We start from the raw sequence: 12,825 nt of genomic DNA, 5'->3' as shown, positions 1-12,825 counted from the left end.
GGCAATGACTCGCACCCCCGTCAACGTCACCGTCACCGGAGCGGCGGGCCAGATCGGCTACGCGCTGCTCTTCCGCATCGCGTCGGGCCATCTGCTCGGCTCGGACGTGCCGGTGAACCTCCGCCTCCTGGAGATCCCGCAGGGTCTCAAGGCCGCTGAGGGCACCGCCATGGAGCTCGACGACTGCGCGTTCCCGCTGCTGCGCGGCATCGAGATCACCGACGACCCGAACGTCGCCTTCGCCGGTGCGAACGTCGCCCTGCTCGTCGGCGCCCGCCCGCGGACCGCCGGCATGGAGCGCGGTGACCTGCTCTCCGCCAACGGCGGCATCTTCAAGCCGCAGGGCAAGGCGATCAACGACAACGCCGCGGACGACATCAAGGTCCTCGTCGTCGGCAACCCGGCGAACACCAACGCGCTCATCGCGCAGGCCGCGGCCCCGGACGTACCGGCCGAGCGCTTCACCGCGATGACCCGCCTGGACCACAACCGGGCGCTCTCGCAGCTGGCGAAGAAGACCGGCACCACGGTCTCCGACATCAAGCGCCTGACGATCTGGGGCAACCACTCGGCGACCCAGTACCCGGACATCTTCCACGCCGAGGTCGTCGGCAAGAACGCCGCCGAGGTCGTCAACGACGAGCAGTGGCTGGCCGACACCTTCATCCCGACCGTCGCCAAGCGCGGCGCCGCGATCATCGAGGCCCGTGGCGCCTCCTCGGCCGCCTCGGCCGCGAACGCCGCGATCGACCACGTGCACACCTGGGTCAACGGCACCGCGGCCGGCGACTGGACCTCGATGGGCATCGTCTCCGACGGTTCCTACGGCGTTCCGGCCGGTCTGATCTCGTCCTTCCCGGTCACCACCAAGGACGGCGCCTTCGAGATCGTCCAGGGCCTGGACATCAACGAGTTCTCCCGCGCCCGCATCGACGCTTCGGTGAAGGAGCTCGAGGAGGAGCGCGACGCGGTCCGCGCCCTCGGCCTCATCTGAGCCCCGCGCACAGCGCACGACGGCCCGCCGCCGGTCCCCGAGAGGGGCCGGCGGCGGGCCGTTGCCGTGTACAGGAATATGACGCCGGAACCATCCGGGCAGCGGGCGTGTCCTTTATCCTGAGAACTCCGGATTACGTTCAACTCGCGTTGATCGGACGTGAGTTCGACGATCGGGGGGCGAATGTCCGGTCCCGTGCGCCGTGGCTCCCGCACGGAGGCCACCCGCCTGCTGTGCGCGGGTGTGTACCCCGACATCGACTTCCGCGGCCAGGTCATCGAGCAGCTGGTCTTCGCGTCCCCCGAACTGATGACGGCCGTCAGACTCCTGCGCGCGCAACTGCCGCTGCCGGCACGGTCGGAGGACGATGGTCTCGACGAGGTCGAGGGGGAGCTCGCGGACGTCGCGGGCGAGATCGACCGGACCGGGCGGGCCGAGCGCGGCCGGCTGGAGCGGCTGCGGTCGCTGCTGATCAGCGGCAGCACCGCGGCCGGCGGACTGGCGTCGGCCTTCGCCGTCGTCCAGGCCATCGCCCAGCCGCTCGGATGAGGAGGGGGCCGACATGAGCCATTGGGACGCGGACCGGCAGCAGTGGGTGCGGGGCCCACAGACCGGACAGGCACCGGAGGAGCCGTACGAGCCCCCGGTGTACCCGCCGGAGGAGCCCTACGAGCCTCCGGTGTACCCGCCACCGCCGGCCTACCGGCCGACGATGCACGGCATGACGCACGACGCGACACGGTACGAACCGGTCCTGGGGCCCGCGTTCGGCCCGCCGCCCGGCCCGCCCCCGGGCCCGCCCCCGGGACCGCCGCAGCGCTGGTCGCGCGCGACCGTGCTGACGGCCGTCGTCGCGTCGGTGGTGCTCGTGGCCGGGCTCGGATTCGGCGGCTGGGCGCTGCTGCGCCACCACGATGGGAACAAGGACGCCCGGCCCGGGTCGAGTTCGCCGCCCTTCGACCAGCCGTCGACCGACAGCACGACCGACAGCACGACCGACAGCACGACCGACGGTACGACCGATACGGGGGCCCCGTCGGAGTCGACCGCCGACTCGCCCTCGTACAGCCCGAGCACCGAAGGACCGAGCCCGGCGCCGTCCGGCTACGTCCGGACGTCCGACCCGGCCGGTTTCTCCCTGGACGTTCCCGAGGGCTGGCAGCGCAGCACGGAGGGCGACAGCGTCTTCTACAGGACGGCGGACGGCAACAGCCTGATCCAGGTGTTCGCGCTGCGGGGTCCCGAGACGACGCCGTACGAGTCCCTGGTGGCGACCGAGCAGACGGTGTCGAAGAACCCCGGGTACCACCGGATCCGGTTGGTGCAGCTCGGTTCCGGCGCGGGTGACGCCGCCGGACTCGAGTACACCTACGTCCGCACCGACGGCACCGTCCGGCACGTCGTCGTCCAGGCCTTCACCGATCCCAGCACCGTCCAGTACGCGCTGCTGGTGGCGGGCCCGGACGGTGACTGGACCGCGCACCAGGAGGTCTTCAGGAACCTGCTCTCGTCGTTCTGCACGACCGGCCACTGCCCGTCCGACAGCGGCTGATCAGCGGCCGTTGCCGGTTGCCTCGGCGAGCAGCGCGCACAGTGCGTCGAGCGCGCCGTTGAAGGCGTGTTCCGGCGGCGTGCCGAAGCCGACGACCAGGGCGCCGGGACCGTCCGCCGGGCCGTTGTAGGCGTCGAGACCCGCGAGGGCGAGGCCCGCCCGGCCCGCGCGGGCGACGAGGTCGCTCATCGGGGCTGAGCCGGGCGGCAGTTCGAGGACGGCGTGCAGCCCGGCCGCGATGCCCGACACCCGCACCTGGGGGGCGTGGGCGGCGAGCGCCGCGACCAGCCGGTCGCGGCGCCTGCGGTAGTGCAGCCGCATCCGCCGCACATGGCGGTCGTAGGTGCCCGAGCGGATCAGTTCGGCGAGCGTGAGCTGGTCCATGACGGGGGAGTGGCGGTCGGCGGACCGCTTCTCGGCGACCACCGCGTCGAGGAGGGCCGGCGGGAGGACGAGCCAGGCGAGCCGTATGCCGGGCGCCAGGCTCTTGCTGGCGGTACCGGCGTAGACGACCTGGCCGGGGGCGAGCCCCTGGAGCGCGCCGACGGGCTGCCGGTCGTAGCGGAACTCGCCGTCGTAGTCGTCCTCGATCACGGTCCTGCCGGTGGCCCGCGCCCACTCCACCACCGCGGTGCGCCGCTCGGGCGAGAGCGACGCCCCGGCCGGGAACTGGTGCGCCGGCGTCAGCAGCACCGCGTCCGCCGCGGGGCGGTGGTGCGGGCCGAGCTCTTCGAGCCGGGCGCCGCTGCAGTCCACGGGCAGTTCGACGGTGCTGAGGCCCGCCGAGCGCAGGATCCGGCGGGTGTCGGGGAAGCCGAGCGCCTCGACGCCGATCCGGCGGGCGCCGCGGTCGCGCAGCGCGCGGGCCAGCAGCCCGGTCCCCTGGACGAACCCCGAGCAGACCAGGATCAGCTCGGGGTCGGCCCGCACCCCGCGCACCCGCGCCAGGTACTCCGCGAGCGCCTCCCGCAGCTCGGGGCGCCCGCGCGGGTCCGAGTAGCCGAAGGCCTCGTTGGGCGCGGCGGCCATGGCGCGGCGGGCCGCCGCGAGCCAGGCGCCGCGCGGGAACGCCGACAGGTCGGAGGAGCCGGGCCGCAGATCGTAGGGGTAGCCGTCGGCGGCCGGATTCCCCAGCAGCAGCCCGGTCTGCTCGGGCACGGCCCGGCGGCGGGCCGGGCGGGGCGGCGGCGCACTGCCCGCCACCTGCGTGCCGGAGCCCTGCCGGGCGGCCAGCCAGCCCTCCGCGACCAGCTGGCCGTACGCGTCGGCGACCGTGTTGCGGGCCAGGCCGAGGTCCTTGGCCAGCGCCCGCGACGACGGCAGCCGGGTCCCCGCGGTGAGCCGGCCGTCCCGTACCGCCTCGCGCAGCGCCCGCTCCAGACCGGCCCTCGCACCGGTGCCGGCGGTCAGGTCGAGATGGAGGTCGACCCCGGAAATGGCCCAGTCGTTCATCTCTCAAGTGGACCATGCGACGGGGCCACTGTCCGCTTAGCGTGGAGCCATGACTTCGAACGACCAGACCCTTGTCCCCGCTCCCGCCCAGCGCATCAACCTGATGAAGGCCGCCCCTGACGTCTACGAGGCGATCCTGGCGCTCAACAAGGCCGCCGCCCACGGCCTCGACCCGGTCGTCGCCGAGCTGGTCAAGATCCGCGCGTCCCAGCTCAACGGCTGTGCCTTCTGCCTGGACATGCACACCCACGACGCGAGCAAGCTCGGTCTGTCCGAGCAGAAGCTCCACGGCATCGGGGCCTGGCGCGAGACGCCCTTCTTCACCGCCCGTGAGCGCGCCGCCCTCGCCCTCTCCGAGGCCGTCACCCGCCTCGGCGAGCACGGCGTCCCCGACGACGTCTTCGACGAGGCCGCCCGGCACTTTGACGAGGCCGAGCTGGCACGTCTGATCGCCATGTGCATCACCATCAACGCCTGGAACCGGGTCGGCGTCACCACCCGGCTCTCGCCCGCCGCCCGCTAAGCGCTCTCCGGCGGCGCGCCGCCCTCCCCGAACCGGGCCAGCACCAGCGCGCCGAGCACCGCCAGGGCGAAGCCCGCGAACGCCAGGGGCTCCAGCCCCGGCCGGGTGCGGTCGCCGAGCGCGATCACCCCGACCAGGGCGGGCCCGACGGTCTCGCCGATCACCATCCCGGCGGTGGCGGCGGTGACCGAGCCGCGCTGCAGGGCCGAGGTCAGCAGCAGGAAGGCGGCGCCGCCGCCGATGAGCAGCGCGTAGGCCGCCGGATTGGCGAGCACGGCGCCGGGCGACAGATCGTCGACCAGCCGCACGGCGACCTCGACGACCCCGAACCCGATCCCCGCGCCGAACCCCAGCGCGGCGGCCCGCGCCCGGTCCGGCAGCCGCCCGGCGAGCACGCCGAGCCCCAGCACCGCGAACGAGGTGGCCAGCACGCCCCACCGCAGCGCGGTGCTCCCGACTCCGTCGCCCTCCGGCCCGGACGCGAGCCCCAGCATCCCCAGCCCGCCGCACACGGCGGCCACCGCGCCCCACTCGACGCCCTTCAGCCGCACCTTCAGCGTCCGCGCGGCGGCGACCGCGGTGACGGCCAGGCTGGCCGCCAGCGCGGCGCCGACGGCGTAGATCGGCAGCACCCGCAGCGCCACGAGCTCGAGCGCGAACCCGGCGGTGTCGAGCCCGAGCCCGGCCACGTACCGCCACTGCCGCAGCGCCCGCACGAACAGCCGGGCATCCACCCCGGACCCGCTCCCCGGCGTAGCGGCCCGCGCCGCGACCGCCTGGAACACCGAAGCAACCCCGAAACACACGGCTGCGCCGAGCGCGCAGAGCATTCCCACGACCATGCGCCGACCTTAGGTCCGCCGGACGGGATACGACGGGAGGACCCGGCCCCGCCCGGACCGGCCTCAATCGCCGGCCGGGCTGAAAGATCGCCTCAAACGCCGGCGGGCTGAACGACACCCGCCCATGCCGTCCGGACGTGAGGGGGACGGGTCCGCAGGGGTGGGGTTTCGAAATGCTGCCGAGCTATTTGTGGGCGGCCACGCCCGTAAATAGTCGATTTCGAAGCCCCGCCCCGGAGGGCCCGGCCCCCGACCCCCACGCCCTGGCGGTCAGCCCGCGAGCACCGCTCGCAACTGCTCCAGCCCCCAGTCCAGATCCTCCTTCGAGATCACCAGCGGCGGCGCCAGCCGGATCGTCGACCCGTGCGTGTCCTTCACCAGCACCCGCCGGTCCATCAGCCGCTCCGACACCTCGCGCCCCGTCCCGTGCCCCGGCGCGATGTCGATCCCCGCCCACAGCCCGCGCCCCCGCACCGCCGCGACCGGCCCGGAGCCCGTGAGGAGGCCGAGCTCGTGGTGCAGGTGGTCGCCGAGTTCGGTGGCGCGCTGCTGGTACTCGCCGGTGCGCAGCATCGCGATGACCTCCAGCGCCACCGCGCAGGCCAGCGGGTTCCCACCGAAGGTGGACCCGTGTTCGCCGGGCCGGTAGACGCCCAGCACCGCCGCGGACGACACGACCGCCGACACCGGCACCACACCGCCCCCCAGCGCCTTCCCGAGGACGTACATGTCCGGCACGACACCCTCGTGCTCGCACGCGAAGGTGCGGCCGGTCCGCCCGAGCCCCGACTGGATCTCGTCGGCGATGAACAGCACGTTCCGGTCCCGGGTGAGCGCCCGCACTCCCGCCAGATAGCCCGGCGGCGGCACCAGCACCCCCGCCTCCCCCTGGATCGGCTCCAGCAGGACGGCGACCGTGTGCTCGTCGACGGCCGCCTCGATCGCGGCGAGGTCGCCGTACGGAACGATCTCGAACCCGGGCGTGTACGGCCCGAAGTCGGCCCGTGCCTCCTGGTCCGTGGAGAAGCTGATGATCGTGGTGGTGCGCCCGTGGAAGTTGCCGTCCGCGACGACGATCTTCGCGCGCCCGTCCGGGACGCCCTTGACCTTGTAGCCCCACTTCCGGGCGGTCTTGACCGCCGTCTCGACCGCCTCGGCGCCGGTGTTCATCGGCAGCACCATCTCCATGCCGCACAGCTCGGCGAGCTGCGTACAGAAGTCGGCGAACCGGTCGTGGTGGAAGGCGCGGGAGGTCAGCGTCACACGGTCGAGCTGGGCCCTGGCGGCGTCGAGCAGCCGCCGGTTGCCGTGGCCGAAGTTGAGGGCCGAGTAGCCGGCCAGCATGTCCAGGTACCGGCGGCCTTCGACGTCCGTCATCCACGCGCCTTCCGCGGTGGCGACGACGACCGGCAGCGGATGGTAGTTGTGCGCGCTGTGGGCCTCTGCGGCGGCGATGCTGGTGTCCGTTGTCGTCACGTACGTGCTCCGTTCGTGGTGCGTCGGGAGTTGTTGCCTCGGGGCGGGGTGACGCCCCTTTCTATCGTCGGTCGGCCGCAATGCGATGAAACCTTGCGGCATCCGCTGTTCGGGGCGCACCCCCGCAGCGGTGCCGGGGAGGGGGTGATCGGGGCCGGGGGACCTGAGAGAATGACGGCATGGCCAACGACCGCCCGCCCGTCACCCACCACCACCCTCAACCGAGGGACTTCGCCCCGCCCCTTACACCGCGCGCCCTCTCCGGTATCCAGCCCACCGCAGGCTCCTTCCACCTGGGGAACTACCTGGGTGCGATCCGCCAGTACGTGGCGCTCCAGGAGACCCACGACGCGTTCTACATGGTTGTGGACCTGCACGCCATCACGGTGCCGCAGGACCCCGCCGAGCTGCGCTCCAACACCCGCCTCGCGGCGGCGCAGCTGCTGGCCGCGGGCCTGGACCCGGACCGCTGTACGCTCTTCATCCAGAGCCACGTGCCGGAGCACGCGCAGCTCGGCTGGGTGATGAACTGCCTGACCGGGTTCGGCGAGGCCGGCCGGATGACGCAGTTCAAGGACAAGTCGGCGAAGCAGGGGGCGGACCGGGCGACCGTCGGCCTGTTCACGTACCCGATCCTGCAGGTCGCGGACATCCTGCTGTACCAGGCGAACGCCGTGCCGGTCGGTGAGGACCAGCGCCAGCACGTCGAGCTGACCCGCGATCTGGCGGGGCGGTTCAACAGCCGCTACGGCGACACGTTCACCATCCCGGCGCCGCATATCGTCAAGGAGACCGGGAAGATCTACGACCTCCAGGACCCGACGGCGAAGATGAGCAAGTCGGCGTCGTCCCCGAAGGGCCTGATCAACCTTCTCGACGAGCCGAAGGTCTCGGCGAAGAAGATCAGGAGCGCGGTCACCGACACGGACACCGTGGTGCGCTTCGACGAGAAGGACAAGCCGGGCATCAGCAATCTCCTCACCATCTACTCCACTCTCACCGGTACCGGAATCCCGGAACTGGAGCAGCGGTACGCGGGCAAGGGCTACGGTGCGCTGAAGACGGACCTCGCGGAGCAGTTTGTGGAGTGGGTCACACCGTTCCGGGAGCGCACGCAGGAATACCTGGGCGACCCGGAGACGTTGGACGCTGTCCTGGCCAAGGGTGCGGAGAAGGCGCGCGCCGTGGCCGCCGAGACCCTGGCCAGCGCGTATGACCGGATCGGCTTCCTGCCCGCGAAGCACTGAAACGCACCGGAGCACCGGCGCAGCGCCGCACCGGGAGGGCCCGGCCGGGGCGGTACCAGAGTCAGAGGTCCCGGCAGAGTGTGTCCGACGACGCTCGCGGCGCGACCCGCGCACGCGTCACACTGAGAGCAGACCGAACAGCGCCCGCGAGGCGCCCGTGATCCGGGGAAGAGGGGTGAACGCAGTGGGGACCAGCACGATCGGAGTCTCGATCGCGGTCCCGGAGCCCTACGGCCGCCTGCTCCAGGAGGCGCGCGCCGGCTTCGGTGACCCGGCCGCGTACGCCATCCCCACGCACGTCACGCTGCTGCCGCCGACCGAGATCGACTCCGGTGACCTCCCCGCGCTGCGCCGCCACCTCGCGAAGGTCGCGGCGGCCGGCCGGCCGTTCCCGATGCGGCTGGACGGCACGGACACCTTCCGCCCGCTGTCCCCGGTGGTCTACGTGCACCTGGCGGACGGCACCCGTGAGTGCACCGAGCTGCAGGGCGAAGTGCGCTCGGGACCGGTCGTGCGTGAGCTGCAGTTCCCGTACCACCCGCATGTGACCGTCGCCCACGGCATCGCCGAGGAGGCGATGGACCGGGCCTACGCGGCGCTCGCGGACTTCAAGGCGACCTGGACGGCCACCGGGTTCGCCCTGTACGAGCAGGGCGGGGACGGGGTCTGGCGGAAGATGCGTGAGTACCCTTTCGGCGTCGACACCTGTGGTGCCGTTCCGCACCAGCAGGGCGCCCGCGCCACCCATGACGCCCCGCTGATCCCCTGACCCGCTGATTCCCTGGTGTCCTGAAGAGGTCGCCGGCCCTCGGATGAAGCGGCCGCCGGCCCTCAGACCGGCAGCTTCCTGAAGAGCGCGCGCGGCACGTGCCGCAGTGCCGACATGACGAAGCGCAGCGCGCCCGGCACCCACACCGTCTCCGCGTGCCGCCGCAGGCCCGTCTCGATGGCCTCCGCGACCGCTTCGGGAGTGGTGGCCAGCGGCGCCTCCGGCAGCCCCGCCGTCATCTTCGTGCGGACGAAGCCGGGCCGGACGACCATCACGTGCACGCCCGAGCCGTGCAGCGCGTCGCCGAGGCCCTGGGTGAAGGCGTCCAGGCCCGCCTTGCTCGACCCGTAGATGAAGTTGCTCCGCCGGGCCCGCTCGCCGGCCACCGAGGAGAGTACGACCAGCGAGCCGTGCCCCTGCCGTTGCAGCGCGCTCGCGCACACCAGCGACGCGGACACCGCCCCGGTGTAGTTGACCTGCGCGACATGGACGGCCGACAGCGGCTCCTGCTCGTCGCGCGTCTGGTCGCCCAGTACGCCGAAGGCGAGCAGCACCATGTCGAGGTCGCCCTCCGCGAAGAGCTTGCCGAGCACCTCCTCGTGGGACGCGGTGTCCAGCGCGTCGAAGGGCACCGCATGCGCGTCCGCGCCCAGCGACCGCAGGTGCTCGGCGGCGGCGTCGAGGGCGGGGGAGGGGCGGCCCGCCAGATGGACGGTCCTGGTGCGGCGGCCGATGAGGCGGCGGGCGGTGGCGAGCGCGATCTCGGAGGTGCCGCCGAGGATCAGCAGGGACTGGGGGGTGCCGAAGGCGTCTTTCACTGCGGAGCTCCTGGTGGGCCTAGGGGGCCTGGGGGCCTGGGGCGGTCTGACGGGCCCCGCTGCGGGGGCCCGCCCGGGACCGTCCTAGAGGGCGAGGCGGCGGGCGAGGTCCGAGGTGAAGACCCCGCGGGGGTCGAGCTCGGCGCGCAGCCGCCGGAAGGCGTCGAGCCGCGGGTACATGCCGGGCAGCAGTTCGGGGCGCAGCCGCGAGTCCTTGGCGAGGTAGACGCGGCCGTCGGCGGCGGCGACCTCGTCGTCCAGGACGTCGAGGAAGGTGGCCAGCCCCGGCATGGTCGCGGGGATGTCGAGGGCGAGGGTCCAGCCGGCCATCGGGAAGGACAGCCAGCCCGGGTCGGCCTCGCCGAACCGCTTGAGCACGGCGAGGAACGACGGGATGCCGCGGCGGCTGATCCGCTCCACGATGCGGCGCAGCGCGCTCTCCTGCCCGTTGCCGATGACGAACTGGTACTGGACGAAACCGCTGCGCCCGTAGATCCGGTTCCAGTCCGGCACCCCGTCGAGCGGGTGGAAGAACGTCGAGATCTTCTGCAGCTCGCCGTGCCGTTCGCGGGGCGCCTTGTGGTACCAGAGGGCGTTGAACAGCCCGACGCTGCCGCGGCCGAGCAGCCCTTCCGGTACGAAGTTCGGGGCGCCCGGCAGCCGGCCGGGCCGGAAGTCGAGCGGGTCGCGGCGGGCGCGCGGCGGCAGGGCGTCGAGCGGGGCGTGGTCGCCGCGGGTCAGGACGGCGCGGCCGGTCCTCGCGCCGCGCGCGAGCAGGTCGATCCAGGCGACCGAGTAGCGGTAGCGGTGGTCGTCGGCGGTCAGCCGGGCCATCAGGTCGTCGAGGTCGGTGGCCCGTTCGGTGTCGATGCTCATCAGCGAGGTCTCCACGGGCAGCAGCTGGATCGTCGCGGCGAGCACGACGCCGGTCAGTCCCATGCCGCCGGCCGTCGCCCAGAACAGCTCGGGCTCGTCCTCGGGGGTGACGAGGCGGGTGCCGCCGTCGGCCGTCAGCAGCTCGATGGCGCGTACGTGGCGGGTGAACGACCCGGAGAGGTGGTGGTTCTTGCCGTGGATGTCCGTGCCGATGGCCCCGCCGACCGTGACGTAACGGGTCCCGGGGCTGACGGGGACGAACCAGCCGAGCGGCAGCAGGACCTGCATCAGCCGGTGCAGGCTCACCCCGGCGTCGCAGACCACCAGGCCGTTGATGGCGTCGATCTCGTGGATCCGGTCCAGGCCCGTCATGTCGAGTACGGCGCCGCCGGCGTTCTGCGCGGCGTCGCCGTACGCCCGGCCGAGCCCGCGGGCGATGGCGCCGCGGCCCCCGCAGTCCCGGACCGCCTCGGCGGCCTCCTCGTAGGTGCGCGGGCGGAGCACATGCGCGGTGGTGGGCGCGGTGCGGCCCCAGCCGGAGACGGGGGTGGTCAGGGCGGAGGGAGCAGGCATACGGGTGACGTTATCGCCCGAGAGGTGTTGATTGCCCGTATATGCCGGTTCTCTCACTGAAACGGGTGACTGATGGTGAGTCAAAAGTCAATAGTGGGCATATTAACTCATTGCCCCTTTTGTTCTGGAAGGGCGAACCACGAACGAAGGAGAACCCGCCGGTGCGAACTCCGGACTCCGCCGCGTCACGTGTGTCAGAAGTGGACCGCCGGCTGCTCACCGCGCTGCGCCGGTGCGGCGACGGACCGCACGTCGCCCGCACCGCGCGGGCCCTGTCCTGGAGCGGTGAGCACGCCGCGCTGTGGCTCGCCGCCGGGGTCGCGGGCGCGTCCGTGGACCGGCGGCGCCGCCGCGCCTGGCTGCGCGCCACCGCCCTGGTCGGCGCCGCGCACGTCGCGAGCATGGGCGTCAAGCGGGTCGTCCGCCGGCCCCGTCCCCGACTGCCCGGCGCGCGGCCCCTGGTGAACACCGCGGGCCGGCACAGCTTCCCCAGCTCCCACGCGGCGTCGTCGGCCGCCGCGGCCGTCGCCTTCGGGGCGCTGCTGCCGGGACCGTTCCGGCTGTTCGGCCCGTTCCCGCCGCTGGCCGCCGGGATGTGCGCGGCACGGCTGGTCGTGGGCGTGCACTACCCGAGCGATGTCGCCGCCGGCGCGATGCTGGGCGCCGCCACCGCCCGGATGGGCCGGGCCTGGTCGCTGCGGGGCGGAGGACTCGATGGCTGAGCCCACCTCGGCGGTACTCGACGACGTACCCAGGCCACCGCGCGCCGTCCCCGCCGCCGGGATGCTCCGTACCGTCGCGGGCCTGCCGGGCGGTCTGGTCCGAACGGCCCGGCCGAGGCAGTGGGTCAAGAACGCCCTGGTGCTCGCCGCCCCCGTCGCCGCCGGGCGGCTGCTCTCCCATCACGGGCTGGTCCAGCTCGGCATCGTCTTCGTGCTCTTCACCGCCTGCGCGTCCGCCGTCTACCTCGTCAACGACGCACGCGACGCCGACGCCGACCGGGCGCACCCCGTCAAGTGCCACCGTCCCGTCGCCAGCGGCCGGCTCCCGGTGCCGGTCGCCTACGCGGCGGGCGCGCTGCTCGGCGTCCTCGCGCCGGTCGCCGCGTACGTGCTGTGCAACGCGGCGACCGCCGGGCTGCTCGCCGCGTACCTCGTCATGCAGCTCGCGTACTGCCTGCGGCTCAAGCACGTCCTCGTCGTGGACCTCGTCGTCGTCACCACCGGCTTCCTCATGCGCGCCATGGCCGGCGGTTTCGCCCTCGACATCGACCTGTCCCGCTGGTTCCTGATCACCTCGGGGTTCGGCGCGCTCTTCATGGTCGCCGCCAAGCGCTACTCCGAACTGATCCTGATGTCCGGCACCGAGGGCGAGGCCGGCGCCTCACGGTCCCTGCTCACCGCGTACACCACCGGCTATCTGCGGTTCGTCTGGCAACTGGCGGCCGGCGTCGCGGTCCTCGCGTACGGCATGTGGGCGATGGAGACCGGCGCCGCCGCCACCGGCTCGCTGCCCTGGCGGCAACTGTCCATGATCCCCTTCATCCTCTCCGTGCTCCGCTACGCCGTCTTCGCGGACGCGGGTGCGGCCGGCGCGCCGGAGGACGTGGTGCTGCACGACCGCCCGATGCTCGTCATCGCCCTGGGCTGGGCGGCGCTCTACGCCCTCGCGGTGGCCGAGCTGTGACGGACGGGCCGCGGCGC

The 12,825-nt window shown here is 73.0% G+C and carries 13 protein-coding genes; 8 read left to right on the top strand and 5 right to left on the bottom strand.

The window, feature by feature from the left end; translation table 11 throughout:
- The first annotated feature begins 4 nt into the window (after nucleotides 1–4).
- The 3 genes from C6N31_RS02400 (at nucleotide 5) to C6N31_RS02390 (ending at nucleotide 2,546) form a co-directional block, all read left to right on the top strand.
- Nucleotides 5–994 (top strand): malate dehydrogenase, encoded by a 990-nt coding sequence (locus C6N31_RS02400; protein WP_138359413.1) that lies wholly within the window; start codon nucleotides 5–7, stop codon nucleotides 992–994.
- Between the two features lie 183 nt (nucleotides 995–1,177).
- Complete coding sequence (locus tag C6N31_RS02395) at nucleotides 1,178–1,543, top strand: hypothetical protein (protein ID WP_138359415.1); 366 nt, start codon at nucleotides 1,178–1,180, stop codon at nucleotides 1,541–1,543.
- A 13-nt stretch (nucleotides 1,544–1,556) separates the two neighbouring features.
- Complete coding sequence (locus tag C6N31_RS02390; protein WP_198357067.1) at nucleotides 1,557–2,546, top strand: serine/threonine kinase C-terminal domain-containing protein; 990 nt, start codon at nucleotides 1,557–1,559, stop codon at nucleotides 2,544–2,546.
- On the opposite strand, the gene pdxR is transcribed toward C6N31_RS02390, so the two are convergent.
- Nucleotides 2,547–3,998: a MocR-like pyridoxine biosynthesis transcription factor PdxR gene (gene pdxR / locus C6N31_RS02385; protein ID WP_198357066.1), complete on the bottom strand. Its 1,452-nt coding sequence runs from the start codon at nucleotides 3,996–3,998 to the stop codon at nucleotides 2,547–2,549.
- Between the two features lie 49 nt (nucleotides 3,999–4,047).
- Here pdxR and C6N31_RS02380 point away from each other — a divergent pair, with 49 nt between their 5' ends.
- Nucleotides 4,048–4,521, top strand: coding sequence for a carboxymuconolactone decarboxylase family protein (locus tag C6N31_RS02380; RefSeq protein ID WP_138352266.1), 474 nt, complete (start codon nucleotides 4,048–4,050; stop codon nucleotides 4,519–4,521).
- On the opposite strand, the gene C6N31_RS02375 is transcribed toward C6N31_RS02380, so the two are convergent.
- Complete coding sequence (locus C6N31_RS02375) at nucleotides 4,518–5,363, bottom strand: DMT family protein (RefSeq protein WP_187144986.1); 846 nt, start codon at nucleotides 5,361–5,363, stop codon at nucleotides 4,518–4,520. The genes C6N31_RS02380 and C6N31_RS02375 overlap by 4 nt on opposite strands.
- Nucleotides 5,364–5,633: 270 nt before the next feature.
- Nucleotides 5,634–6,839, bottom strand: a complete 1,206-nt coding sequence (rocD, locus tag C6N31_RS02370; RefSeq protein WP_138352265.1) for an ornithine--oxo-acid transaminase — start codon at nucleotides 6,837–6,839, stop codon at nucleotides 5,634–5,636.
- A 179-nt stretch (nucleotides 6,840–7,018) separates the two neighbouring features.
- Between rocD and trpS the strand changes: the two genes are divergently transcribed.
- Both trpS and C6N31_RS02360 read left to right on the top strand, forming a co-directional pair.
- The gene (gene trpS / locus C6N31_RS02365; protein WP_138352264.1) at nucleotides 7,019–8,086 is read left to right on the top strand and encodes a tryptophan--tRNA ligase; all 1,068 of its coding nucleotides are present in this window, start codon (nucleotides 7,019–7,021) and stop codon (nucleotides 8,084–8,086) included.
- A gap of 184 nt (nucleotides 8,087–8,270) precedes the next feature.
- The gene (locus tag C6N31_RS02360; RefSeq protein ID WP_138352263.1) at nucleotides 8,271–8,855 is read left to right on the top strand and encodes a 2'-5' RNA ligase family protein; all 585 of its coding nucleotides are present in this window, start codon (nucleotides 8,271–8,273) and stop codon (nucleotides 8,853–8,855) included.
- A 62-nt stretch (nucleotides 8,856–8,917) separates the two neighbouring features.
- Here the strand turns inward: C6N31_RS02360 and dprE2 are convergent, their stop codons facing one another.
- Nucleotides 8,918–9,673, bottom strand: coding sequence for a decaprenylphospho-beta-D-erythro-pentofuranosid-2-ulose 2-reductase (gene dprE2 / locus C6N31_RS02355; protein WP_138352262.1), 756 nt, complete (start codon nucleotides 9,671–9,673; stop codon nucleotides 8,918–8,920).
- An 84-nt stretch (nucleotides 9,674–9,757) separates the two neighbouring features.
- Entirely contained in the window at nucleotides 9,758–11,122 is a 1,365-nt protein-coding gene (gene dprE1 / locus C6N31_RS02350) for a decaprenylphosphoryl-beta-D-ribose oxidase (RefSeq protein ID WP_198357065.1), read from the bottom strand.
- A gap of 161 nt (nucleotides 11,123–11,283) precedes the next feature.
- Between dprE1 and C6N31_RS02345 the strand changes: the two genes are divergently transcribed.
- A complete protein-coding gene (locus C6N31_RS02345; RefSeq protein ID WP_244809356.1) occupies nucleotides 11,284–11,844 on the top strand; it encodes a phosphatase PAP2 family protein in 561 nt (186 codons plus the stop codon).
- Nucleotides 11,837–12,808, top strand: coding sequence for a decaprenyl-phosphate phosphoribosyltransferase (locus C6N31_RS02340; protein WP_138352259.1), 972 nt, complete (start codon nucleotides 11,837–11,839; stop codon nucleotides 12,806–12,808). The genes C6N31_RS02345 and C6N31_RS02340 overlap by 8 nt, the downstream gene beginning before the upstream one ends.
- Nucleotides 12,809–12,825 lie beyond the last annotated feature (17 nt).

This window comes from Streptomyces fildesensis (assembly GCF_016107395.1).
In the GTDB taxonomy this organism is placed as follows: Bacteria; Actinomycetota; Actinomycetes; order Streptomycetales; family Streptomycetaceae; genus Actinacidiphila; species Actinacidiphila fildesensis.
This window is presented reverse-complemented; position numbering and strand designations above follow the sequence as displayed.

Bases quoted from the DNA above. Each gene is read 5' to 3' on its own strand.
- pdxR (WP_198357066.1), bottom strand. From the start codon at position 3,998: ATGAACGACTGGGCCATTTCCGGGGTCGACCTCCATCTCGACCTGACC.
- C6N31_RS02380 (WP_138352266.1), top strand. From the start codon at position 4,048: ATGACTTCGAACGACCAGACCCTTGTCCCCGCTCCCGCCCAGCGCATC.
- C6N31_RS02375 (WP_187144986.1), bottom strand. From the start codon at position 5,363: ATGGTCGTGGGAATGCTCTGCGCGCTCGGCGCAGCCGTGTGTTTCGGG.
- C6N31_RS02395 (WP_138359415.1), top strand. From the start codon at position 1,178: ATGTCCGGTCCCGTGCGCCGTGGCTCCCGCACGGAGGCCACCCGCCTG.
- trpS (WP_138352264.1), top strand. From the start codon at position 7,019: ATGGCCAACGACCGCCCGCCCGTCACCCACCACCACCCTCAACCGAGG.
- C6N31_RS02390 (WP_198357067.1), top strand. From the start codon at position 1,557: ATGAGCCATTGGGACGCGGACCGGCAGCAGTGGGTGCGGGGCCCACAG.
- C6N31_RS02340 (WP_138352259.1), top strand. From the start codon at position 11,837: ATGGCTGAGCCCACCTCGGCGGTACTCGACGACGTACCCAGGCCACCG.
- dprE1 (WP_198357065.1), bottom strand. From the start codon at position 11,122: ATGCCTGCTCCCTCCGCCCTGACCACCCCCGTCTCCGGCTGGGGCCGC.
- C6N31_RS02400 (WP_138359413.1), top strand. From the start codon at position 5: ATGACTCGCACCCCCGTCAACGTCACCGTCACCGGAGCGGCGGGCCAG.